The sequence below is a fragment of the Anoxybacillus sp. genome (genome assembly GCF_036834105.1).
Taxonomy (GTDB): domain Bacteria; phylum Bacillota; class Bacilli; order Bacillales; family Anoxybacillaceae; genus Anoxybacillus.
Window position 1 is genome coordinate 1 of record NZ_DAITON010000023.1, and the last position, 23465, is coordinate 23465.

General features: G+C 42.3%; 29 protein-coding genes and 1 pseudogene. 22 read left to right on the plus strand and 8 right to left on the minus strand.

Features of this window, described 5'->3' with window-relative positions; all coding sequences use genetic code 11:
• The 3 genes and pseudogenes from cotJC to V7Z64_RS04165 form a co-directional block, all read right to left on the minus strand.
• Window positions 1-162: pseudogene (gene cotJC, locus V7Z64_RS04155) on the minus strand (spore coat protein CotJC); the annotation flags it as partial.
• An 18-nt stretch (window positions 163-180) separates the two neighbouring features.
• Window positions 181-441, minus strand: coding sequence for a spore coat protein CotJB (locus V7Z64_RS04160; RefSeq protein ID WP_297988088.1), 261 nt, complete (start codon window positions 439-441; stop codon window positions 181-183).
• On the minus strand, window positions 425-661 hold the full coding sequence (locus V7Z64_RS04165; RefSeq protein ID WP_297988090.1) for a spore coat associated protein CotJA: 237 nt from the start codon (window positions 659-661) through the stop codon (window positions 425-427). The genes V7Z64_RS04160 and V7Z64_RS04165 overlap by 17 nt, the downstream gene beginning before the upstream one ends.
• Before the next feature lie 119 nt (window positions 662-780).
• Between V7Z64_RS04165 and V7Z64_RS04170 the strand changes: the two genes are divergently transcribed.
• From V7Z64_RS04170 to V7Z64_RS04185, 4 genes are all read left to right on the plus strand, one after another.
• Window positions 781-1146, plus strand: a complete 366-nt coding sequence (locus V7Z64_RS04170) for a hypothetical protein (RefSeq protein ID WP_297988092.1) — start codon at window positions 781-783, stop codon at window positions 1144-1146.
• A gap of 1 nt (window position 1147) precedes the next feature.
• Window positions 1148-1909 (plus strand): metallophosphoesterase, encoded by a 762-nt coding sequence (locus tag V7Z64_RS04175; RefSeq protein ID WP_297988094.1) that lies wholly within the window; start codon window positions 1148-1150, stop codon window positions 1907-1909.
• An 82-nt stretch (window positions 1910-1991) separates the two neighbouring features.
• Entirely contained in the window at window positions 1992-2912 is a 921-nt protein-coding gene (locus V7Z64_RS04180) for a MerR family transcriptional regulator (RefSeq protein ID WP_297988096.1), read from the plus strand.
• Window positions 2913-2993: 81 nt separating this feature from the next.
• Window positions 2994-3581, plus strand: coding sequence for a genetic competence negative regulator (locus V7Z64_RS04185; protein WP_003394473.1), 588 nt, complete (start codon window positions 2994-2996; stop codon window positions 3579-3581).
• A 29-nt stretch (window positions 3582-3610) separates the two neighbouring features.
• On the opposite strand, the gene V7Z64_RS04190 is transcribed toward V7Z64_RS04185, so the two are convergent.
• Window positions 3611-4297 (minus strand): PIG-L deacetylase family protein, encoded by a 687-nt coding sequence (locus tag V7Z64_RS04190; RefSeq protein WP_297988099.1) that lies wholly within the window; start codon window positions 4295-4297, stop codon window positions 3611-3613.
• 183 nt (window positions 4298-4480) lie between these two features.
• Between V7Z64_RS04190 and V7Z64_RS04195 the strand changes: the two genes are divergently transcribed.
• The 4 genes from V7Z64_RS04195 to bioA all read left to right on the plus strand — a co-directional run bounded on the left by V7Z64_RS04195 (window position 4481) and on the right by bioA (window position 8882).
• Window positions 4481-5746, plus strand: a complete 1266-nt coding sequence (locus V7Z64_RS04195; RefSeq protein WP_297988101.1) for a Glu/Leu/Phe/Val family dehydrogenase — start codon at window positions 4481-4483, stop codon at window positions 5744-5746.
• A gap of 69 nt (window positions 5747-5815) precedes the next feature.
• Window positions 5816-6796, plus strand: coding sequence for a YpdA family putative bacillithiol disulfide reductase (locus V7Z64_RS04200; protein WP_297988103.1), 981 nt, complete (start codon window positions 5816-5818; stop codon window positions 6794-6796).
• Window positions 6797-6876: 80 nt separating this feature from the next.
• On the plus strand, window positions 6877-7545 hold the full coding sequence (gene bioD / locus V7Z64_RS04205; RefSeq protein ID WP_297988105.1) for a dethiobiotin synthase: 669 nt from the start codon (window positions 6877-6879) through the stop codon (window positions 7543-7545).
• Window positions 7521-8882 carry an adenosylmethionine--8-amino-7-oxononanoate transaminase gene (bioA, locus tag V7Z64_RS04210; protein WP_297988107.1) on the plus strand — a complete coding sequence of 454 codons (1362 nt, stop codon included), beginning with the start codon at window positions 7521-7523 and terminating at the stop codon, window positions 8880-8882. The genes bioD and bioA overlap by 25 nt, the downstream gene beginning before the upstream one ends.
• Before the next feature lie 13 nt (window positions 8883-8895).
• Here the strand turns inward: bioA and ypeB are convergent, their stop codons facing one another.
• From ypeB to prsW, 3 genes are all read right to left on the minus strand, one after another.
• Window positions 8896-10242: a germination protein YpeB gene (gene ypeB, locus V7Z64_RS04215; RefSeq protein ID WP_297988109.1), complete on the minus strand. Its 1347-nt coding sequence runs from the start codon at window positions 10240-10242 to the stop codon at window positions 8896-8898.
• Window positions 10243-10254: 12 nt separating this feature from the next.
• Entirely contained in the window at window positions 10255-11112 is an 858-nt protein-coding gene (gene sleB, locus V7Z64_RS04220) for a spore cortex-lytic enzyme (RefSeq protein WP_003394486.1), read from the minus strand.
• Between the two features lie 89 nt (window positions 11113-11201).
• On the minus strand, window positions 11202-11876 hold the full coding sequence (gene prsW / locus V7Z64_RS04225) for a glutamic-type intramembrane protease PrsW (RefSeq protein ID WP_297988112.1): 675 nt from the start codon (window positions 11874-11876) through the stop codon (window positions 11202-11204).
• Between the two features lie 137 nt (window positions 11877-12013).
• Here prsW and V7Z64_RS04230 point away from each other — a divergent pair, with 137 nt between their 5' ends.
• The 6 genes from V7Z64_RS04230 (at window position 12014) to fni (ending at window position 16592) form a co-directional block, all read left to right on the plus strand.
• Entirely contained in the window at window positions 12014-12673 is a 660-nt protein-coding gene (locus tag V7Z64_RS04230) for a flagellar brake protein (protein WP_297988115.1), read from the plus strand.
• A 53-nt stretch (window positions 12674-12726) separates the two neighbouring features.
• The gene (locus V7Z64_RS04235) at window positions 12727-12906 is read left to right on the plus strand and encodes a YpfB family protein (RefSeq protein WP_003394493.1); all 180 of its coding nucleotides are present in this window, start codon (window positions 12727-12729) and stop codon (window positions 12904-12906) included.
• Window positions 12907-12980: 74 nt separating this feature from the next.
• Complete coding sequence (gene cmk, locus V7Z64_RS04240; RefSeq protein WP_297988117.1) at window positions 12981-13661, plus strand: (d)CMP kinase; 681 nt, start codon at window positions 12981-12983, stop codon at window positions 13659-13661.
• Entirely contained in the window at window positions 13658-14239 is a 582-nt protein-coding gene (locus V7Z64_RS04245; protein WP_003394497.1) for a lysophospholipid acyltransferase family protein, read from the plus strand. The genes cmk and V7Z64_RS04245 overlap by 4 nt, the downstream gene beginning before the upstream one ends.
• A gap of 148 nt (window positions 14240-14387) precedes the next feature.
• On the plus strand, window positions 14388-15527 hold the full coding sequence (gene rpsA / locus V7Z64_RS04250; protein WP_297988120.1) for a 30S ribosomal protein S1: 1140 nt from the start codon (window positions 14388-14390) through the stop codon (window positions 15525-15527).
• A gap of 12 nt (window positions 15528-15539) precedes the next feature.
• Complete coding sequence (gene fni, locus V7Z64_RS04255) at window positions 15540-16592, plus strand: type 2 isopentenyl-diphosphate Delta-isomerase (protein ID WP_297988122.1); 1053 nt, start codon at window positions 15540-15542, stop codon at window positions 16590-16592.
• Window positions 16593-16626: 34 nt separating this feature from the next.
• Here the strand turns inward: fni and V7Z64_RS04260 are convergent, their stop codons facing one another.
• Window positions 16627-16731 (minus strand): YpzI family protein, encoded by a 105-nt coding sequence (locus tag V7Z64_RS04260; protein ID WP_297988124.1) that lies wholly within the window; start codon window positions 16729-16731, stop codon window positions 16627-16629.
• Window positions 16732-16830: 99 nt separating this feature from the next.
• Between V7Z64_RS04260 and V7Z64_RS04265 the strand changes: the two genes are divergently transcribed.
• The 8 genes from V7Z64_RS04265 to spoIVA all read left to right on the plus strand — a co-directional run.
• Complete coding sequence (locus V7Z64_RS04265; RefSeq protein ID WP_297988126.1) at window positions 16831-17430, plus strand: YphA family membrane protein; 600 nt, start codon at window positions 16831-16833, stop codon at window positions 17428-17430.
• A complete protein-coding gene (locus V7Z64_RS04270; RefSeq protein WP_297988128.1) occupies window positions 17427-18323 on the plus strand; it encodes a YIEGIA family protein in 897 nt (298 codons plus the stop codon). The genes V7Z64_RS04265 and V7Z64_RS04270 overlap by 4 nt, the downstream gene beginning before the upstream one ends.
• Window positions 18320-18502, plus strand: coding sequence for a capping complex subunit for YIEGIA (locus V7Z64_RS04275; protein ID WP_297988130.1), 183 nt, complete (start codon window positions 18320-18322; stop codon window positions 18500-18502). The genes V7Z64_RS04270 and V7Z64_RS04275 overlap by 4 nt, the downstream gene beginning before the upstream one ends.
• 90 nt (window positions 18503-18592) lie before the next feature.
• Complete coding sequence (gene der, locus V7Z64_RS04280) at window positions 18593-19903, plus strand: ribosome biogenesis GTPase Der (RefSeq protein ID WP_297988132.1); 1311 nt, start codon at window positions 18593-18595, stop codon at window positions 19901-19903.
• Window positions 19904-19914: 11 nt separating this feature from the next.
• Window positions 19915-20937 (plus strand): NAD(P)H-dependent glycerol-3-phosphate dehydrogenase, encoded by a 1023-nt coding sequence (locus V7Z64_RS04285; protein WP_297988134.1) that lies wholly within the window; start codon window positions 19915-19917, stop codon window positions 20935-20937.
• Between the two features lie 177 nt (window positions 20938-21114).
• Window positions 21115-21318, plus strand: coding sequence for a DUF2768 domain-containing protein (locus tag V7Z64_RS04290; RefSeq protein WP_003394519.1), 204 nt, complete (start codon window positions 21115-21117; stop codon window positions 21316-21318).
• A gap of 15 nt (window positions 21319-21333) precedes the next feature.
• Window positions 21334-22056: a hypothetical protein gene (locus V7Z64_RS04295; RefSeq protein ID WP_297988136.1), complete on the plus strand. Its 723-nt coding sequence runs from the start codon at window positions 21334-21336 to the stop codon at window positions 22054-22056.
• Between the two features lie 124 nt (window positions 22057-22180).
• Window positions 22181-23465 (plus strand): stage IV sporulation protein A (gene spoIVA, locus V7Z64_RS04300; protein ID WP_297988138.1); only part of this gene is annotated, 1285 nt, incomplete at its 3' end.

The window sequence follows — 23465 nt, forward strand, 5'->3', positions numbered from 1 at the left end:
AACTACTTTATCTGGTATTGTATATCGTTGATTTAAGTATCGTAATGCGGCAGCCAGTTCTCCGTCCGCTCCTCCATATTGTTCAATTAAGTATTTAGCAAGTTCCGGATTACAAGTACTGACACGCACAGGGTATTGTAATTTTTTTTCGTAAATCCACATCGCTTTCTCCTCCTCTCCTTATACTTGCCAAGGCCAAGGTGTTTTCGACCAATCCCACGGATATTGGGAGTAGCTGTTACCGTACTGCTGTAAAGGTCCAAATTGAGTTTCGTACTGTTTTTTTAGCTTTCTCCGCTCTAAAGACAGCTCGTTAAATTGTCGAATTGCTTCATAATCGTTCGGATGTGTGTCTAAATAAAGCGTTAAATCAACAAGCACAAAATCGATCGCTTGGAGTTGATGTAGAAGCTCATAATATTCTTTAGGCATGTCGCTCATCCGTTCTCACTCCTTTTTCGCGCGCATTATAGTAAGGGTCATAAAACAATTTCCATAACGTCCCTTTTTTCAGTGCCTCGCTTGGTGAAAATTGTGGTAAGTTTTGTGGTTGAAACCCGACATATAAATTTGGCGCAGTAACGTACGTTTTTTGAGTGATCGGTGGACAAGGATCGAACGGGCTCGTATATGGGTAGTACGTTTTTCGGGTTGTAAACATCATGATCCCTCCTTAATTTAGATGCATTATCCATTCATATGTATGAGAAAATGGCATGTCTATATAACATAGTGTCATTTTATTTTTTTATTCATATGTTGAAAGAGGGAGGGAACGATATGTGGTTTCTTTTTATTGTTGGGTTGTTATGTGGATATTTTATGATCGCTTGGACGCCAACGGTGGAGCCGTTTGTGTTTGAAATGTTTTTGACGGATATGATTTTTGATCCGTTAAAAACATTTTTTGCGCTCGTCAGTTTTTTTATCGGTTTTATCGCTAACGGTGTGTTAATTCGCACAGCCATTTGGCATACGTGGCAAAAAGAAACAACGGACCGGAAAGAACAACTTCTAGCATATAGTGTAGTGTTCATATTTGTTGTATTAGCAATGATTGATGTAAAAAAAACAGCAATCTTTTTCCTCTTTTCTTTTTTATATGGTATGATGGCAATGAGTGTATATAAAGAGAGGAAAAGTTGAGATGGTATATGTTGTAGTAGCGTTTGTTGGACTCATTATATATATGTGGATCGAAGCCCATCGCAATCGTGTTATTTTTCATTCGTTATCGTTTCCCACGTTTCCAAAAAGCTTTTCTCGCTTGCGAATCTTTTTTATCTCTGATATTCATCGTCGTCGCGTATCCGAAACATTCGTTGACTCATTGAAAGGAAAAGTCGATCTCGTCATCATTGGTGGCGATTTAACGGAAAAAGGAGTCCCGTTTTCACGCGTCAAACGAAATATTGAGTTGTTCAAGCAGCTTGGTTCTGTCTACTTTGTTTGGGGAAACAATGATTATGAAGTAGACTACCATGAATTAGATGCGCTATTGCTTGAGAGCGGTGTGAAAATATTAGATAATACAGCGGTCATATTTGAAAGTGAACAAGGTGATCGCATCGCTTTGCTTGGTGTAGACGATATGAATCAAGAAAGGGAGCGGCTTGATCTTGCCTTAGAAGATGCAGGAGATGCAAACTTTCGCATCGTTGTCAGTCACGATCCGCGCATCATTCAAAAAATAACGCCAGAACATCGCATTGCCCTCGTTTTAAGCGGGCATACACACGGTGGACAAATTCGTTTCGGTCCATTTGGTTTATATGAAAAAGGCGGCTTGCGGAACGTCAATGGCACGATGTTGCTTACTAGCAATGGATACGGAACGACGACGCTTCCCCTTCGTTTAGGGGCGCGAGCAGAGACGCACGTGATCGAGTTAAAACATAAAAAAAGTTAAGCAAAACTTATACAAATTTTACACACCTCCTTCATATTCGCTATAATGTTGACAGAATGACGCGAGATATGGAGGATTTTGTATGTCAACGCAAGAAGGAAAATATAATGTGAAAGCTGTATCGAATATGTTAGGGGTGCAACCCGGGACGTTGCGTGCGTGGGAACGCCGTTATCAAATGATCGCGCCACCGCGCAATGAAGCTGGCCACCGATTATATACAGAGGAACAAGTGCAAATATTAAAATGGCTCGTTGATAAAGTGAATCAAGGTTTTACGATTAGTCAAGCAATCTCTCTTTTAGAACAACGTCACGCAGACGTGCAGATGGAGGCGGATGATCACGTTACCAACCTTCGCGAACGATTGTTGCACGCGCTCTTATCGTTTCAAGAATGGACGGCACATGAGTTACTAAATGAGGCATTTAGTTTATATACGGTTGAGAAAGTCGCACTCGATTTATTAACCCCGCTCCTTGTGCGAATCGGGGATTTATGGGAACATGGTAAAATTACGAGCGCACACGAGCATTTTGCGACCGCTTTTTTACGTTCACGTCTCGGTATGGCGTTTTCTATGCTTCCAATTAATCGATTGTTACCGAAAACGATTTCGGTATGCGGACCGAACGAATGGCATGAGCTTGGATTATTCATTTTTACGTTATATTTACGGAGAAGGGGATACGAAACGATTTATTTAGGGGCTAGTGTTGACCAACGCGATTTACCGATCGTCATTAACGAAGTGAAGCCGGCTTACATTTTTTTATCTTGCACGTTGCAGCAAAATGTCGTAGCGACATTACAACTTGTTGATGAATTGAAACAAACATGCCCTCATATTCGTATTGGTGTTGGAGGACGGGCGTTTGATGAAGTTGATGAACAAATCAAAACGAAGTATGGTGACCACCTTCTCGGACAGTCAAAAGAACAATGGGATGAATGGTTAAAATCTAATGAAAAATACTTGTCTAAAAGGGAGAAAACGATGTAAACTCATTAGTAATATGATGAACGTTTTTACACGTTCATCATATGCTAACAGTAAAGTCTGTGTAGGTAAGGAGGGATGTTTATGCGGCTTGAACGCTTAAACTACAATAAGATCAAAATATTCCTCACATTTGACGATTTAGTCGAGCGCGGTTTAACGAAGGAAGATTTATGGAAAGATACGTTTAAAGTGCATGAACTATTTCGTGATATGATTGAGGAAGCAAGTGAGGAGCTCGGCTTTGAAATTAACGGGTCGGTCGCTGTTGAAGTGTACTCTTTACCGGCACAGGGCATGGTCGTGATCGTAACGAGCGAAGGTGAGATGACGGATGAGGAAGACGAGTTTAGCGATGATTATATTGAAATGCAAGTCACGCTAGATGAAAGCGATGATATATTTTTTGAATTTCAAACGTTTGAAGACGTCATTCAATTAGCTACGCGTCTTTATTCGCTCGGTTGTCATGGCGGCTCGCTTTACAGTTATGAAGGGCGCTTTTATTTACATTTTGCTGAATCTATCATCCCAACAGATGATTTTGTTGCGATTCTGGCTGAATACGGAAGCCCATCCACTTTAACGATTTATCGTGTCGAAGAGTACGGCAAAAAATTGATCGCACATGAAGCAATTGCCGAGCTATATAAATATTTTGTTCAAAAATAACCTTCGCGAAGTAAGCGAAGGTTTTATTTTTAGAACGGGTAAGATGGGTTGCTCTCTTTTGACCATGCACGGATGAAATACTCTCGGTTTTGAAATTTATGGAATGACTCGTTATTAACAGATGGGAATACACGCTCGACAGATAAATGTTGTGTGCGGTGCGCAAGTAAAGCTTGACGCACTTTTTTTGCTTCCTCCTCAGAAAATGTAAAGATGATGTCAATATTTTCCATCGGATCGCCAAATCGATCAGGACGACCAACAACAGTGACGTAATACAATTGTTCAACAATATGATCCATAGCTGTCACTGCTTCATACGTTGCCCGTTGAATCGCTTGATGATCACGATGACCGGATATGCCATGTGGTGGGAATGTAACAACGACAGTTGGTTTATATTGATCAATGATGTGACGAATATCCTCAACAAGCTGTTCCTCATATTCAGGTAGCTTTCCATCGGGATATGTACCAGTGATGAGGTGGTCGACACCTAAAATGAGCGCTGCTTGTTCTAATTCTTTTTTACGTACTTGGGGTAGCTGTTCTTTTGTACAAACAGGTGGGTTTCCACATTTTCCTGCATCGCCAAGCGTCGCGCTATACACGATTGTTTCTACATCTCCCCGTTTCGCTAACGAGGCAAGCAACCCTCCAACTGTAAACGTCTCGTCGTCAGGATGTGCAAAAGAAAATAAAATGCGTTTTTTCATCTCGTTCGCTCCTTTCTATCGTACGTCCATTATATCGTTTTCATTTTCTTATGTGAATGAGCGATTTTTTTGAAAGCGATTACAAAAAATCAATAAAAACTTCTTTGCATACGTGCATAGAAGGTGTATACTATGACATGAAAGGTGGACAATATTTTACAAAAGGTTATGGGAGGTTTACAAATGGTAGCCGAAAAGCATACCAACGAAGAAAAACATGATGTCCTACGAGCGACGCAAATCGTCATACATAGAGCGCTTGAAAAGCTCGGATATCCTGAAGAGGTGTATGAGCTGTTAAAAGAGCCGTTGCGCATGTTAACGGTAAAAATTCCGGTGCGTATGGACGATGGCTCAGTAAAAGTGTTTACTGGCTACCGTGCACAGCATAACGATGCGGTCGGTCCAACTAAAGGGGGTATTCGCTTTCATCCGAACGTCACAGAACGGGAAGTGAAAGCACTTTCGATTTGGATGAGTTTAAAATGTGGCATTGTTGATTTGCCGTACGGTGGCGGGAAAGGCGGAATCGTATGTGATCCACGTACGATGTCATTCCGTGAGTTAGAGCGACTTAGCCGAGGTTACGTTCGCGCCATTAGTCAAATTGTCGGTCCAACAAAAGATATTCCTGCGCCCGATGTGTTTACAAACTCACAAATTATGGCGTGGATGATGGATGAATATAGCCGAATTGACGAATTTAACTCACCGGGATTCATTACAGGAAAACCGCTTGTGCTAGGCGGCTCCCATGGTCGTGAAACAGCAACAGCTAAAGGAGTTACTATTTGCATTCGTGAAGCGGCGAAAAAGCGCGGCATTGATTTGAAGGGCGCGCGTGTTGTTGTGCAAGGGTTCGGTAATGCAGGAAGCTACTTAGCGAAGTTTATGCACGATGCAGGAGCGAAAGTAATTGGTATTTCTGATGCGTATGGCGGCTTATACGATCCGAACGGTTTAGATATCGATTATTTACTAGATCGTCGCGACAGCTTTGGTACGGTGACGAAGCTGTTTAAAAATACAATTACGAATAAAGAATTGCTTGAACTGGATTGTGATATTTTAGTTCCAGCGGCCATCGAAAACCAAATTACGGAAGAAAATGCGCATAACATTAAGGCGAAAATTATTGTTGAAGCGGCAAACGGCCCAACGACGTTAGAAGCGACAGAAATTTTAACAGAGCGCGGCATTTTGATCGTTCCGGACGTTCTCGCGAGCGCTGGAGGAGTAACAGTTTCTTACTTTGAATGGGTACAAAACAACCAAGGCTATTACTGGACAGAGGAAGAAGTGGAAGAAAAGCTTGAAAAGGTGATGGTCAAGGCGTTTAACAACGTATACGAAACAGCTCAAACCCGTCGTGTCGATATGAGATTAGCTGCGTATATGGTTGGCGTACGCAAGATGGCAGAAGCGTGCCGTTTCCGCGGCTGGATTTAATATTTGCATGAACAGACGAAATCTCCTATCATTGTATGATAGGAGATTTTTTGTTGAGGTGATTGCCAAGTGAAAAAAGAAAAAGTCATTATCGTCGGCGGGGGACCTTGCGGCTTAGCTGCTGCCATTGCGTTGCAACATGCGAACGTTTCCCCGCTTGTGATTGAAAAAGGGAATATTGTCAATTCATTATATCATTACCCGACACACCAAACATTCTTTAGTTCGAGTGATCGTTTAGAAATCGGTGGGGTGCCATTTATTACAGAAAATCGAAAGCCGAAGCGCAACCAAGCCCTTGCTTATTATCGAGAAGTAGTAACGCGCAAAAATATTCGTGTTCATGCTTTTGAAAAAGTCGAACGTGTCATGAAGCAAGGGGATGGTACGTTCATCGTGGAAACGAGCAAAAATACGTATGAAGCAACGTATGTCATTATTGCGACAGGATATTATGACAATCCAAACTATATGCATGTACCTGGCGAACATTTACCAAAAGTGACGCATTATTTTAAAGAAGCACATCCGTACTACAATACGGATTGTGTCGTCATTGGCGGGAAAAATTCAAGCGTTGACGCCGCGTTAGAACTCGTTAAGGCAGGTGCACGCGTCACCGTTTTGTACCGAGGTTCGCAATATTCTTCGAGCATTAAGCCGTGGATTTTGCCTGAGTTTGATTCGCTTGTACGTCAAGGAATCATCACGATGGAATTTAACGCTCATGTGAAGGAAATTACAGAAGATGCAGTCATTTATACAGTAAATGGCGAGAAAAAGAAAATAAAAAATGACTTCGTTTTTGCGATGACAGGCTATCACCCAGACCACGATTTTTTAAAGAAAATGGGCGTTCATATCGATGAGGAAACCGGGCGACCAATGTACAATCCAGAAACGATGGAAACAAATGTGGAAGGTATTTTTATTGCGGGAGTTATTGCGGCTGGAAATAACGCGAACGAAATTTTCATTGAAAACGGCCGTTTTCACGGCGACTCCATTGCTGCGTGCATCGTTGAAAGAGAGAAAAAAGTGTCCGAATAAACGTGCGGACGCTTTTTTTATTGCTTTGAATTGTTAACTTTAATAAAATATTAGTTAACAAAAATAAGGGGGGGAAGAGGATGAAAGGGCTTTTTATTACAGGAACAGATACGGACGTAGGGAAAACATTTGTTACCGTTTGTATGTTGCGTACTCTCATAGACAAACAAATACGCGCAACAGCTTATAAGCCGATTCAAAGCGGGGCGCAATGGCAAGGGGGGAAATGGGTTGCACCGGATGTGGAAATGTATCGACAAGTGATTGATGTGACGGATGAAGAAGGATATACATACTTATTGCAAACTCCTTGTTCTCCGCATTTAGCTGCCCGTATGGATGGAGTAACGATTGAGCCAAATCGCATTGTAGCACATGTGCAAAAACTTCAACAAACATATGATTTTGTGCTTGTTGAAGGAGCAGGAGGGATCGCTGTTCCACTCGTCGATGAATCGTTTCTTGTTGCCCATTTAGCACAAGCATTATCTTTGCCGCTCATTATCGTGGCGCGAGCGAGTGTTGGAACGATTAACCATACGGTGTTAACGGTTGAATATGCTAGAGCGCATGGCTTGCATATCGCGGGCATTATTATGAACGGATTTTCTACTCCAACGAATGAAATTGAGCAAGACAATATACGTATGATCGAAAAGATGACATGTGTTCCAGTTATTGGTGAAATTCCGTATATGACGAATATTTCTGATGGTGAAATCGTATGGAGAAAGGAATGGTGGCAATGAACGAGTGGATTGAAAAAAGTAAAACGTGTTTATGGTTGCCGTTTACACAAATGAAAGATTATGAACAACATCCACTCGTTATTGAAAGTGGCGACGGGATTTTTTTAACAGATGTGAACGGAAAAACGTATTATGATGGGTATTCATCGCTTTGGCTAAACGTGCATGGGCATCGAAAAAAAGAAATTGATGATGCCATCCGCGGGCAGCTTGAGCGAATCGCCCATTCGACTCTTCTAGGTGCAGCGAATATTCCTGCGATCGCATTAGCCGAAAAATTAATTGAATGGACGCCAAGTCACCTCACGCGCGTGTTTTATTCCGACAGCGGGGCGGAAGCGGTGGAAATTGCGCTCAAAATCGCCTTTCAATATTGGAGAAATATCGGGGAAAATAAAAAGCAAAAATTTGTGACGCTCACAAACGGTTATCATGGGGATACGGTCGGTGCCATTAGCGTCGGAGCGATCGATATTTTTCACACCGTATATGAACCGTTAATGTTTACGAGCTATAAAGCACCGTTCCCGCTCGTCTATCGCCATCCGAGCAACGATCCGAACGTCGTACGCGATGAGGCGCTAAGCGCATTAGAAACGTTATTCATTGAACATCATGAAGAAATTGCTGCGATGATCGTCGAGGGTATGATTCAAGGGGCTGGTGGGATGCATGTGATGCCAACAGGGTATTTAAAAGGTGTAGAACAACTATGTCGTCGCTATAACATCTTGCTCATCGTTGATGAAGTCGCTACCGGATTTGGACGAACAGGAAAACGATTTGCGATCGAACATGAGGATGTCAGACCAGATATAATAACCGTGGCGAAAGGAATTACAGGCGGTTATTTGCCTATTGCAGCTACGTTGACGACAGAAGCCATTTATGAAGCGTTTTATGGGGACTATGCGGAGTTTAAAACGTTTTTTCATGGACATTCTTATACAGGAAACCCGCTCGGTTGTGCAGCTGCTCTAGCTAATCTGGAGATTTTTGAACGAGAGCGATTAATTGAACAAGTAGAGGCAAAGGCATCATTTGTCGCTGAGCAGCTCGCATCGTTTACAGAACTAAAGCATGTCGGGGATGTGCGGCAACTCGGTCTAATGTGCGGCATCGAACTTGTGCGCGATCGCCATACTCATGAACCGTATCCGTGGATGGACCGAATGGGGTACAAAACGACGTTAAAAATGAGAGAAAAAGGAATGTTGACGCGCCCGCTCGGTGATGTCATCGTCTTTATGCCACCGCTAGCTAGCACGTTTGAACAGCTTGAAGCGATGATTCATATTATGCGAGATGCGATTGTTGAAACGACAGAAAGGGGCTGAATGGTCAGCCCCTTCATATTTCGCCATATACCGGTTCAGGATTTTGAAGCTTCTCGACCTTCTCCTCTATACCGTTTTGTGCATTGATGAAGATGCGATATGTGTCGTCTCCGAGCGTTCCTAAGAATTCATAGCAAAGCACTTCTTGATTGATGTTGTTCATAATGATCGCTTTTCTTTCTTCCATAATGGTTACGTTCGGATTAATTTTTTTTCGTGCTTGCTCGACAGAAATGTTCGGTTTTGGAATCGTTCGGTCCCGCTTAGATGATAAGTAATCACGTGCGGAAAAGCCAATGATGTTCCCGTCATCTAGCGCGATTTTCATTTTAATGGATTCTGGATAAATACGCACCCCATCTCGTGCTGTAACGAATGTGAGGACAGCTACGTGATCGTACTGGGTGCTTTCGTATAATTCAAAGTTGTTAAATTTATGTTGTTTTAAAAACTGAAGCCCTCGCATCGTTGCCTCATTTAAACTCACGTTTTGCTTGTTGACTGGACGGTTTTCAATTACCCAAATTGGATATCCGCCTTTTTCAGTAATATCCATATACGTTTCGCTTTTTGTTTTTGGATTTTTAATCGTTACACTATAAAAGGCATCGCTCGCCCCTTCTCCGCTATGAACGACTTGAATTTCTTCATTCCCTTTTAATCCGAGAAATGTTTTGGCGATTTGCTTTGCTTCTTCTTCACTAATTTTTTTTCCGTTTATATGTGAAAATCGTTGTTGGCGTTTTTCTACACTTGTAAATGAGGGACCAAAGTCTGTTTCTTGGTAAGACTGCACATTTTTTTCTACCGTTTTAAACCCGTCGATAATCGTATTGTCGTTTGGACGATTATTTGTTGCAAGCGCCAATTCGACATCCATCCACCGCAAGTTGTTTTCTAGTACGAGATGTTGCACATTCCGCAGCTCTTGTTGAATGTCAGCAGACTTTTTGTACAATTGTTGTAACGTTTTATATTCTTCAGCATCCAACGGTTGTTTATCTAAATCGCGAATGGCTGCACGGTAGCTGAACGCACCGATATTTGATAAAAATTCTTCTGTTTTATTGAACGGCAATAGAGAAAGTGGTAATTGCCCGACAGTTGCGTGCGCTTCGGAAGCAAGGCGCCATACTTCCGCAAGCGCAGGTGATAGCGATTGTCGGGAGTTCATCGCTAATGTCGTTCCAATTTGATCGTGAAGTAAATCAATTTGATAAGTTAAATCATGAAACGCGCGCTGATAATTGTTTTCTGCGTGAATTAAAATCGCATTTTTTTGTTGATGTTCCCGATATCCCCAATATGCTGTGCCAGCAATGCCAACAGATAGTGCCGCAATAAGTAAAATACGTAGCAAAAAACTCCCCTCCTATTTACAGAAAATGTGTTTTCCAATTCGTTTAATTTGTGGCCGGCTCCATATCCAACCGTTTGTCGCTGTGTTCGGGTTAAAGTAATATAACGCGCCACTTGACGGGTCCCATCCATTCAATGCATCGAGCACAGCCTTACGAGACGTTTCGTTCGGAGTAAGCCAAATTTGTCCATCTGCTACGGCGGTAAACGCCCCTGGTTCAAAAATGACGCCGGCTACTGTGTTCGGAAAAGAAGGGCTATTTATGCGATTTAAAATGACTGCCGCAACAGCCACTTGTCCAATGTACGGCTCACCGCGTGCTTCCCCGTGTACAGCGTTGGCCATAAGCTGTAAATCATTTTGTGAAAAGCCATTCGGGACGTTGACGGCCGCTGTTCTTGCGTTTCTTGTAGCCGTTTGTTGTGGATTAGCTCGTTTTTTTAGTTGTGTATTTGCTGCTTTTTGAGTAGTCGCACGGTTGTTTGTCCTCGTTTGCCGAACTTTTACTTGTTTACTTAATGGAACGCCCCCATAATGAGTGAAAGTGTTTCCTTTTCGTAAATTTTCATGGACAAACGATTTGTAATATTTTGAAGCTCGAACGAGTTTTTGCTTTGTTGTTTGTCCCGCTAAACCGTCTACAGGCAATTGAAATTTATATTGGAAGTTTCGCAACGCCCAGTACGTTCGCCAGCCAAATACCCCATCGATCTTGCCCCTGTAGAAGCCGAGGTATTGTAGTCTTGCCTGTAATTCAATAACATCATCACCTACCGCTCCGCGTTGGATTACTTGTTTTGAAAACGCGTGTGCTTGCGACGTATAACTAAACGAGAAGATAAGGAATAAGCAAATAAACCATTTGTGCATTGTGACTCCTCCCTTGATGTGTAAACAATACCTTTTGACGCTATTTTTTGTCACAATGACGTTTTTATACATAAAAAAGAAACCAAGCGTTACGCTTGGCTTGATGTTTGAGTAATATCGACTATCATGCTTCTCGCAAGTTTTACTTTTCGTAAAGCGAGCCACCATAAAAAAATCATAAACGGAAGCATATAATATATCCATCGTTCTTGTGTTAATAAAATATAGTCGTATATCCCATGAAATAAAAATGGGAGAAGAAAAGATAGACATATATATCCTTTTTCTTTTGTAGCTAAACCGAATTTTGCCTTCCCTAAATAAAAACCCATAATTACACCAAACAAAGCATGGCTTGATACAGGCAACAGTGCGCGAGTAACAGCAAACTCCACTCCGTTTGCCAACAAGTATAAAATGTTTTCAAGCGTAGCGAATCCAAGCGATACGCTTACGCCATAAACGATGCCGTCATAAGGTTCATTAAACTCGCGATGATCATAAATTGCATAGTAAAACACAAACCATTTAAAAAACTCTTCAAGCAAACTAGTTGATAAAAATGCCTCAACAAACGCGTTTGGCAACATATGTTCAACTTTTAATACGTGCTGAATAAACATAAGCGGAAACACTAAAAACGTTCCATATAAAAACATGCGCAAAACAAGGGATAACGGTTCTGTTTCGTATTCATCTCTTAAATAAAAGTAACTGAGCAACGCCAATCCGGGGGCAATCCCGGCAGAAATAATAGCCCACATAATTTCTTCCTCGTTCCCAATTCTTTTCTTTTCATTTTGATGGTATCATGTTATTGTCAAATTGAAAATGCTTTGAGGTGTATTTTTTATGCAATAAAGGTCAAGAAGGAAATGTTTTTAGCGAGGGGGAACATACGTTGATTAAAATTGGGGTGTCATTAACGCTTGAGCCGAAATATAGCGAGCAAATGGAAAAATACAAATGTAAAGTCGCAGAGATGGAAGATGGGAAAATTTATATTGATTATCCGATTGATATGAGCACGAATCGCACCGCATTTTTGTTAGACGGAACGCAATTAAAAGCGAGCTTCGTCGGGGAAGATGAGGCGGTTTATGCGTTTGAAACAGAAGTGCTAGGAAGAACGAGACGCAATGTGCCGTTGCTCATTTTGTCATACCCCGGAGACAATCAGCTCCTTCGCATTCAACGTCGACAATTTGTGCGTGTCGATGCCATTACGGACGTGGCCGTTCATCCGTTGAATGAAGAGTTTGCTCCATTTACGACAGTAACGAGCGACATGAGTGCCGGTGGGGCAGCCATTGTGCTACCGCATCATGAAACGGGATTGAAACATGGAATGACAATTGAAATTTGGCTTGTGCTTCATATGCGTTCAGGGGACTATCATTATTTACGCTTTCCCGCGCGCGTTGTTCGTATATTTGAAGAAAACGTCCCGAAAGCATCTTTGCAATTTTTAGAGGTGAGCGATGTTGATCGCCTCACGTTAATTCGCTATAGTTTTGAAAAGCAGATTGAAACGAGAAAAAAGGAACAATTTGAAGCATAAGTATACGTATTTTCTCCCATAATAAAAATAAAATGACAGGGAGGAAGAGGCGAATGAAGACAATTGAACGGATGTTGTGGAAGCTTGCTATTATACAGTTTATTTTTTTATGTATCGCTCAATATGTCGTTTTCCATTCGTCATTTGCACCTTACGTCGTGAAAGTGATTCGTTACGAAGGTGTCATGAAAAATTCTGAAACAAAAACGATTGAAACATTCGACCAACGATAAACGGTATGATACAATATAGAAGCAGGAACGTTCCTGCTTTTTTGTTGAAACGAAAACGATTGACAGGAGGCATTATGAAGAAGAAAATTTCGATCGCGATTGATGGACCAGCAGCTGCTGGCAAAAGTACGGTCGCGAAACGGCTAGCTGAAGCGTTGTCTTACGTTTATATTGATACGGGAGCGATGTATCGCGCCTTAACATATTGTGCGCTCCGGCGCGGTGTAGACGTTCATGATGAAAAACAATTAATGAACGTGCTAAATGATACATATATTGAATTAAAACCTTCGCCAGCTGGGCAACTTGTATTTGCAAATGGCGAAAATGTTACAGAAGAAATCCGAAAAAACGATGTGACAAACAACGTGTCATATGTAGCGAAACACCCAGCGGTTCGCGAAGAAATGGTTAAACGCCAGCGTGAGCTAGGTCGACACGGCGGCGTTGTCATGGATGGCCGCGATATTGGAACACATGTGCTCCCGCATGCGGAAGTGAAAATTTTTTTGCTTGCGTCTGTTGAAGAGCGGGCAAAACGTCGTCACGAAGAAAATATGGCGCGCGGCATTCCGTCTAGCTTAGAGCAACTAAAAGAGGAAATTGCCCGCCGCGATCAAATTGACTCACAACGTGCAGTAGCTCCGCTGAAAAAAGCGGAAGACGCCATTGAAATCGATACGACGTCATTATCGATTGATGAAGTCGTTGATCGTATTATGTGCATTGTCCATGAAAGGGTGGGGGGGCAGTGAGCTTTTACACGTTTGCTCGCACAGTTGTTAAACATGTACTTACTCCGCTTTATCGCATAGAAGTAAGTGGAGTAGAGCATATTCCAAAAGAAGGTGCTGTCCTCATTTGCGCCAATCATATTAGCAACTTAGATCCACCAGTTGTCGGGATCACATGTCCGCGTCCGGTTCATTTTATGGCGAAAGAAGAACTGTTTCACACACCTATTGTGAAGCAGCTCGTTTCTCGCCTGCATGCGTTTCCTGTTCGTCGAGGAATGGGAGACCGAGAGGCGTTGCGGACAGGGCTAGCTTTATTAAAAGAAAAAAAAGTGCTCGGATTATTTCCAGAAGGGACGCGAAGTAAAGACGGGAAATTGAAAAAAGGGTTAGCTGGTGCAGGCTTCTTTGCGTTGCGTAGCGATGCAGTTGTTGTGCCGTGTGCCATCATCGGACCTTATCGTGTCGGAAAGCGATTAAAAGTCGTATACGGTGCCCCAATTGATTTCGCTCCATGGCGGGAAAGAAGAGCGAGCGCTGACGAGGTCACAGCTGTCATTATGGAGCATATTCAACAACTTTTAGATGAACATCAGTAGTTATGACTTGACAAAAACAACGTTTTAATACAGATTAGTAAAAAAGGAAGTTTTTTCTTTGTGGTTAATGGACGAGCACATCGTTGTTCGCCCATTCAACATATATTTCTGTCGTCGAGCAGGTGTGGAGTGTAAGGAGGTATTCACTATGGAAGAGATGAATCAAGTTGATGTACGCGTCTATGAAGTAGGCGACACAGTAAAAGGTCAAGTGACAAAAGTAGAAGACAAACAAGTGCTTGTTGATGTAGAGGGAAGCAAGCTTGTCGGCATTATCCCGATTAGTGAGCTGTCAAGCCTTCATATCGAAAAAGCAAGCGATGTGCTGTCGGTTGGGGATGCAGTCATCGCAAAAGTGAAAAAAGTAGAAGATGAAGCAATTATTTTATCGAAGAAAGCTGCAGATGCGGAACAAGCGTGGGAAGATCTTGAACGAAAACTTACAAACGGCGAGACGTTTGATGTAGTCGTGAAAGATATTGTAAAAGGTGGGCTTGTTGCTGATGTCGGCGTCCGTGCCTTTATTCCAGCATCGCTTGTTGAGAAAGATTTTGTCGAGGACTTCACAGACTATAAAGGACGTACGTTAGCTGTGAAAGTCATTGAACTTGATCGAGAAAAAAATCGCGTCGTTTTATCTCATCGGGCTGTTGTAGAAGAAGAAGAAACATCGAAAAAGAAGGCGGCATTGCAGTCGCTTCACGTCGGTCAAGTGCTTGAAGGAACAGTCGCGCGCATTACAAACTTCGGCGTGTTCGTCAATGTTGGTGAGATTGATGGTCTCGTACATATTTCTCAGCTTGCCCATACACGTGTAGATCATCCGTCAGACGTCGTGAAAGAAGGCGATGTCGTAAAAGTGAAAGTGCTTGCGATTGATGAACAAAGCGGTCGCGTTTCTTTATCGGTGACAGAAGCATTGCCAGCTCCATGGGATCATATCGAACAAAAAATAAAAGAAGGCGATGTGTTAGAAGGGACAGTGAAACGTTTAGCGCCATTCGGAGCGTTCGTTGAAGTGTTACCAGGTGTTGAAGGTCTTGTTCATATTTCGCAAATTTCAACAAAGCATATCGGGACACCGCATGAAGTGTTAAAAGAAGGCGATGTTGTAAAAGTGAAAGTGCTTGCAGTAAACGAAAAAGAAAAACGCTTATCGTTAAGCATTCGTGAATTGCTCGAAGATGACGTACAAGAAGACTATCGTGAATATACAACTTCAACAGAGACGACGACGGGATTTCAAATTGGTGAAGTGATTGGAGAACAGCTGAAAAAATTAAAATAAATGGTGATTGCAGTGGATCGTGCAAAACGAAAATTACAACATATTGAATATGCTCTTGCAACAGGACAGCACCGCTTGCACGGATTTGAAGATGTAACATTTGTACACAATAGCTTGCCGAATATTTCCACTGCTCATATTGATTTGCAAACAACAATCGGCGAACTTTCTTTACGTTCGCCGATTTTTATTAACGCGATGACAGGCGGCGGGGGCGATCAGACGGCAAAAATTAACGAACAGCTTGCTTACGCGGCTAAACAGTGTGGTATAGCTATGGCTGTTGGTTCACAAATGGCTGCTTTAAAGGATGAGAGAGAGCGCTCGTCGTTTACTGTGATTCGCAAAGTAAATGAGCACGGACTTGTTTTTGCCAACTTAGGTAGTGAAGCGACGGTGGAACAGGCGAAGCGAGCAATCGACATGATTGAGGCAAATGCCATCCAAATTCATTTAAACGTCGTTCAAGAGTTAGTTATGCCTGAAGGAGATCGTGATTTTTGCGGAGCGCTTTCACGCATTGAACAAATTGTTTCTGCTGTCGATGTACCGGTCATTGTAAAAGAAGTTGGCTTCGGTATGAGCAAGGAAACGGCACGGAAGTTAGAACATATAGGTGTATGTGCAGTTGATGTTGGTGGTTTTGGAGGAACAAATTTTGCACAAATTGAAAATGAGCGACGTCAACAACCGTTGACGTATTTTAACGAGTGGGGAATGACGACGACCGCATCGATTGCCGAAGTGGCGGCAGCTACCGAGCGATTGTCTATTATCGGCAGCGGCGGTGTGCAACATGCTCTTGATGTAGCTAAATGCATTGCGCTCGGTGCCTCTGCGGTAGGAATGGCAGGCTACGTGTTGCGTCTTCTTATTGAGCAAGGGATGGAAGCATTAATTGCGGAAATTGAGCGTCTGCATGATGATTTAACACTCATTATGACAGCACTAGGTACTCGAACAATTCACGATTTGCAAAAAGCTCCCCTTGTTATCACAGGGAAAACATATCATTGGCTGCGTGAGCGAGGCGTTGAGACGACGCGCTATAGCCAAAGATCATAAAGAAAAGGTGTCCTAGATGGGCACCTTTTCCTGTTTATTTTTCCGTTTTTGTACTTCCTCCAAAATTTTTCGCTGGATCGCGATCAGATTCGACGCGTCGCGATTGCTTCAACTTTTTTTCCTGACGATCTTTCCCCATGCTGATCCCTCCTCCACTCTTATTTTGTCCATTCCCTTTTTTCACATACAGAGATTAAATTTTTAAAAATAAGACATAATGGAAAGTGGAGGTGTTACGGTGGAGGGAGGTTATTTTTATTGGCTTTCTTGGTTTTTATGGATCATTTACACGTTTTTCGCTCCAAAAAATCGTGTTCGCCTATTGGCGTGTATATATATTTTGTTGTTAATTATATTGTCTGCTTATGATGTGACGATTGGGTCGTTTCGCATTTCACTTGCATACGTTCTCATGCTTTGTGTCAGCTATTTTTTCGTTATGAAACGAACAGGGATGACGTTTATATATTTTGCATTCACCAGTGCAAGTATGACGATGCTATATGCTGCTTTTCATTTTTTGTTGTTGTTTGATCCGGTTTGGGTATTTGTAGATGCGACATGGTTGCTTGCATTTGCACTTTTGCTTGCATCATTTTCATTGTATCGAACGTTTTATGATCGTTTGCTCGTTTTGACGGTCGGTTGTTGTCAAGGGGACTTTTTGTATGCATTTGTGTTAAAGCAATTTTCCTTCCCTCATGTCGTTGGTTCACTGCTATTTTTAGATGGCTGGGCGTTTGCAGCAGCATGTTTATTCGTATGGAAGTGGCTTGAGCAATTACCGACGTATATCGATACGAGATTTTACAAGCGGACGAAGGAGGCTAAAACGTGAACGAATATACGTATCCGATTTTATTTGGTGTTATCGTCGGCGTTTTCACGAGATTATACTTATTGAAAACAGATTATCGCCAATATCCAACATATTTGCACGGAAAAATTATTCATATTGCGCTTGGGTTTATTGCGGCAGGACTTGGAACTGTGGCCGTGCCAGCTATTATGGAAAAAGAGTTTGCTGCCATTACCTTTTTAGCGCTCGCGGCTTCTCAGTTTCGCGACGTGCGGAACATGGAGCGAAATACGTTAAATGAGCTCGATCAATATGAACTTGTACCGCGTGGTAAGACGTATATTGAAGGCATTGCCATTGTCTTTGAAGGGAGAAATTATTTAGTTATTTTCGCGTCATTTTTAAGTACGTTCGCATATTTAGTATGGAACATATGGCTCGGACTTGTTGCAGCTACACTTTCGTTTATCATTGCTCGTAAACTCATGTCTGGTAGTCGGCTTGGGGATATTGTCGAAGTGGAATATGTAAAACCTCATTTTAAAGGGCCAGGATTATATGTCGACAACATTTATATCATGAACATTGGTTTAGAGGCGCGGAGAGAAGAAATTTTACGCTATGGCATGGGATTTATCTTGAAGCCGAAAAATTTTAATGCCCGCTCCACGATCGCGAATCTTGGGCAACGGCAGGCCATTTTGCACGATATTTCAACCGCCTTGGGCGTATATCGCGATTCAGGAACGCCAGCGCTCGTTCCGCTCGCTAAGCGGGATTTAGACGATGGTCGAGTCGGCATTTTTATTTTACCACAGGAAAAAGATGTGGAAAAAGCAAAAGCAATTATTCGGAATGTGCCGACGTTGGAAAATGCGATTCGCATGCCAACCAAGTCAGAAACGAACCAAGCAGGGAGGGTATTACGATGACTGTGGAGAAAATGATTTTAGCTGTTATTACAACGTCACCACACAAAGTGGCTGGTGGCGTAACATTTATTTGTGAAAACGATGAAGAGATGCAACGAGTTGCCGCGAACTTAGAAGCTATTTTAGATGGCATTGCTCACGCGCTAAGCGATGATTTGCTCATTATTGTGAAACATTGATTTTTTTGATAAAATGGGAAAGCTAGACCCTTCAATGGAAGGGCTTCTTTTTTGTTCGGGTTTCGAAACTTAATGAAGGAGTGTGAGCGTATGACGAAACCAGTTGTAGCGATCGTTGGCCGCCCGAATGTCGGGAAATCGACGATTTTTAACCGCATTGTCGGGGAACGTATTTCCATTGTAGAAGATGTGCCGGGAGTGACACGTGACCGAATTTATAGCAGTGGTGAATGGTTAAACACAACGTTTAACATTATTGATACAGGCGGTATTGACATTGGAGATGAACCGCTATTGACCCAAATTCGTCAACAAGCAGAAATTGCGATCGATGAAGCGGACGTCATTATTTTTATGACGAATGGTCGAGATGGCGTCACAGCTGCTGACGAAGAAGTAGCGAAAATTTTATATCGCTCGAATAAACCAGTTGTGTTAGCAGTGAACAAAATTGATAATCCAGAAATGCGTGAAAACATTTATGATTTTTATACGCTCGGATTCGGAGAACCGATCCCGATTTCTGGTACGCACGGATTAGGGATCGGGGACTTATTAGATGCAGTCGTCGCCCATTTTCCGAAACGTGAAGCGAAGGAATACGATGCCGATGTCATTAAATTTTGTTTAATTGGTCGGCCAAACGTTGGGAAATCATCGCTCGTTAATGCTATTTTAGGCGAGGAGCGGGTCATTGTTAGCGATATGGCAGGAACGACGCGTGACGCGATTGACACAACGTTTAAACGTGATGGTCAAGAATATGTCATTATTGATACGGCAGGGATGCGCAAAAGAGGAAAAGTATATGAAAGCACCGAAAAATATAGTGTGTTGCGCGCGCTGAAGGCGATCGAGCGTTCCGATGTTGTGCTTGTTGTCATTAATGCGGAAGAAGGCATTATTGAACAAGATAAAAAAATTGCGGGGTATGCGCATGAAGCTGGTCGAGGTGTTGTTATTGTCGTCAATAAATGGGATGCAATTGAAAAAGATGAAAAAACGATGAATGAGTTTGAGAAAAAAATTCGTGACCATTTTCAATTTCTTGATTATGCACCGATCATATTCGTATCAGCAAAAACGAAGCAACGGTTGCATAAGCTGTTGCCGATCATTCAAATGGTAAGTGAAAATCATGCGATGCGCGTTCAAACGAACGTATTGAACGAAGTGTTGATGGATGCGATTGCTATGAATCCGACACCGACACATAACGGCCAACGATTGAAAATTTACTATATGACGCAAGTAGCAGTAAAACCTCCGACGTTTGTTGTATTTGTCAATGACCCTGAACTCATGCATTTTTCGTATGAACGGTTTTTAGAAAACCGAATTCGTGATACATTTGGGTTTGAAGGAACGCCAATTAAAATTATTGCACGTCCGCGCAAATAAGGAGGGATTCAATGGTTACTGTATTAGGAGCTGGTAGTTGGGGTACGGCTTTAGCAATCGTTCTTGCTGATAACGGGCATCATGTTCGACTTTGGGGACAGCGCCAGGAACAGATTGATGAGATTAATGAAAAGCATACAAACGAAAAATATTTGCCGAATATTCATCTTCCAAATGCGATTGTCGGTTATGTTGATCTTGCTCGAGCGCTTGAAGGAGTGGAAACGGTCGTATTAGCTGTGCCGACGAAAGCGATTCGCGACGTATTACAGCGCGTACGAACGTGCGTGAAACAGCCGATTACCATCGTTTCCGTCAGCAAAGGAATTGAGCCCGATACAAATAAACGTATTTCTCAAATTATTGAGGAAGAAATGCCAGCCCATTTGTTGCGAGATGTCGTTGTTTTGTCAGGTCCGAGCCATGCGGAAGAAGTGAGTTTACGCCATCCGACGACGGTGACGGTGTCATCGAAAAATATGGAAGCTGCCGAGCGCATTCAAGATTTATTTATGAACCATCAATATTTCCGCGTATACACAAACCCGGATTTAATTGGGGTAGAAATTGGCGGGGCTTTAAAAAATATTATCGCGTTAGCAGCGGGGATTACGGATGGGCTCGGTTACGGAGATAACGCGAAAGCGGCGCTTATGACACGCGGGCTTGCAGAAATGGCGCGTCTCGGTAGCCGACTAGGGGCCAATCCGCTCACATTTGCAGGATTGACAGGCATTGGTGATTTGATTGTGACATGCACAAGCGTTCATTCGCGCAACTGGCGCGCTGGCCATTTGCTCGGCAAAGGACAGGCGCTTGACGATGTGCTAGCGAACATGGGAATGGTCGTAGAAGGGGTACGGACAACAAAAGCTGCCTATCAATTAGCGAAAAAAATGAATGTCGATATGCCGATTACGAATGCGCTTTACGATGTATTATTTAACGGCAAAGATGTAAAGCGTGCAGTTGACTCTCTCATGGCGCGTGGCAAAACGTCAGAACTTGAAGATTTAGCAAACATTTCGTTATAATTTTGTTTGAAATGGGCATGTGAAGAGTGCGTTGTTATGAATATTGCATACAATGCTATGAAAACATTCTCAGGCTTAAATGGATGGTGCAAGTTAGTCATCGTCTGAAGTAAAGAAGCCCCGCTTTACTTCAGCTTTTTTATGTATTGACAAAACGAGAGAAAGCGAGGGAGAGCGATGTCACCGGGTTTGTTAAAAATGTGGATTTCTTTAACAGGAATTGGGTTAATGTTTGTAGCTGTATTTTCCATTTATTTCAGCCGATATAAAGTGAAAAATAAAGTGTTGAAAGTCGTTTTAGCGACGATTGCGTACATAAGTATGATGATCGCTGGTCTCATTATTGTGTTTGTCGTATTTAGCGGACCAGTGCAAGAGTAAAAGGATGGATGAATGATGAAAAAGTGGCTGCTTTCTGCAATGGTCGTTAGTATAGTGATGTTGTTATCCGGATGCTTATATCCGCAAGAGCGTTTAGCGCAAAATCAAATTCCGTACAAAGAACAAGTCGAGCGCGTTCAACAAGCGGTAAATGAATATCGTCAGGCGACAGGCGGACTGTTACCCATTCAAACGCGTGACATGTCAACGCCGATTTATCAAAAATATCCGATTGACTTTAACATGCTTGTTCCGAGATATATGGCTGAACCGCCAGGCAATGCGTTTGAAAGCGGTGGTGTATATCAATATGTTCTCGTTGATGTTGAAACAAATCCGACGGTGAAGTTGTTGGATCTTCGTTCAGCGGAAGCCATTCGTGACTTGAAGCTGCGCATTCGCATGTATCAAGATGCTCACGGTTATCCACCGTTTAAAGATGTGCTAGCTAAAGGTGTATTTACGCTTGATTATAAAAAGCTACGTTTAGACGCTCCTCCTCACGTCGTCAGCCCTTTTTCAGGAAAAAATCTTCCGCTTATTATTGACGGCAAAGGAGAAATTTACATTGATTATCGTATCGATTTGTATGAGAAATTACAAACAGAGACGCACAATTATCGCTATGGAGACGATATTCGCGACCTTCTTGTGAAGCATTCGCTCTTTGTTCCTGCTTATTCTCTCCCATACACAATTGATGAAAAGAAAAAAGAACCTATTTTTCTTGTAAAATAAGTCATGATCCCTTCTCTAAACAAATACATTTTAGAGAAGGGATTTTTTTAGTCATAAACAAATAGGACAACAACATATGCATATAGTGTCCTCATATGTTTTAAATATAAGGGAGGGAAGGCAGTTGGAAAAGGTCGATCTTTTTAAAGATATTGCTGAACGAACAGGCGGAGATATTTATTTAGGAGTTGTAGGCGCCGTTCGAACAGGAAAATCGACGTTTATTAAAAAGTTTATGGAACTTGTTGTCATTCCGAATATTCAAAACGAAGCAGATAAAGCTCGGGCACAAGATGAACTGCCGCAAAGTGCAGCAGGGAAAACAATTATGACGACAGAGCCGAAGTTTGTTCCGAATCAAGCTGTGAAAGTGAAAGTTGATGATGGACTTGAAGTGAACATCCGCCTTGTTGATTGTGTCGGTTATACGGTGCAAGGGGCGAAAGGATTTGAAGATGAAAATGGTCCGCGCATGATTCATACACCATGGTATGAAGAGCCAATTCCGTTTCAAGAGGCGGCTGAAATCGGCACGAGAAAAGTTATTCAAGAGCATTCGACGATCGGTGTTGTCATTACAACCGATGGAACGATTGGAGAAATTCCGCGCGAAAATTATATTGAAGCGGAAGAACGAGTTGTCAATGAGTTAAAAGAAGTAGGTAAGCCGTTTATTATGATTATTAATACGGTGCGTCCGCAACATCCTGAAACGGAGACGCTAAAGCAACAGTTAAGTGAAAAATACGATATTCCAGTATTAGCGTTAAGCGTTGAAGGAATGCGTGAAGCGGACGTGTACCAAGTGCTTCGCGAGGCATTATATGAGTTCCCAGTGCTAGAGGTGAACGTCAATTTGCCGAACTGGGTCATGGTGTTGCGTGAAAACCATTGGCTGCGTGAAAGCTATCAAGAAGCGGTGCGCGATACAGTGAAAGATATTAAACGATTGCGCGACGTCGATCGAGTCGTACAACAATTTAGCGAATACGATTTTATTGATGAAGCTCGTTTAGCTGGCATTGAAATGGGGCAAGGTATTGCAGAAATTGATTTGTATGCCCCAGATGAGTTGTACGATCAAATTTTAAAAGAAGTCGTCGGCGTTGAAATACGAGGAAAAGATCACTTGTTGCAATTAATGCAAGACTTTGCTTATGCAAAAGCAGAATACGATCAAATCGCGGATGCGCTTCGCATGGTTAAACAAACAGGATACGGCATCGCCGCTCCATCACTTTCCGATATGAGCTTAGATGAACCAGAAATTATTCGTCAAGGATCGCGCTTTGGTGTGCGGTTAAAAGCGGTGGCACCATCTATTCATATGATTAAAGTCGATGTTGAATCGGAGTTCGCTCCAATTATCGGAACGGAAAAACAGAGCGAAGAGCTCGTTCGCTATTTAA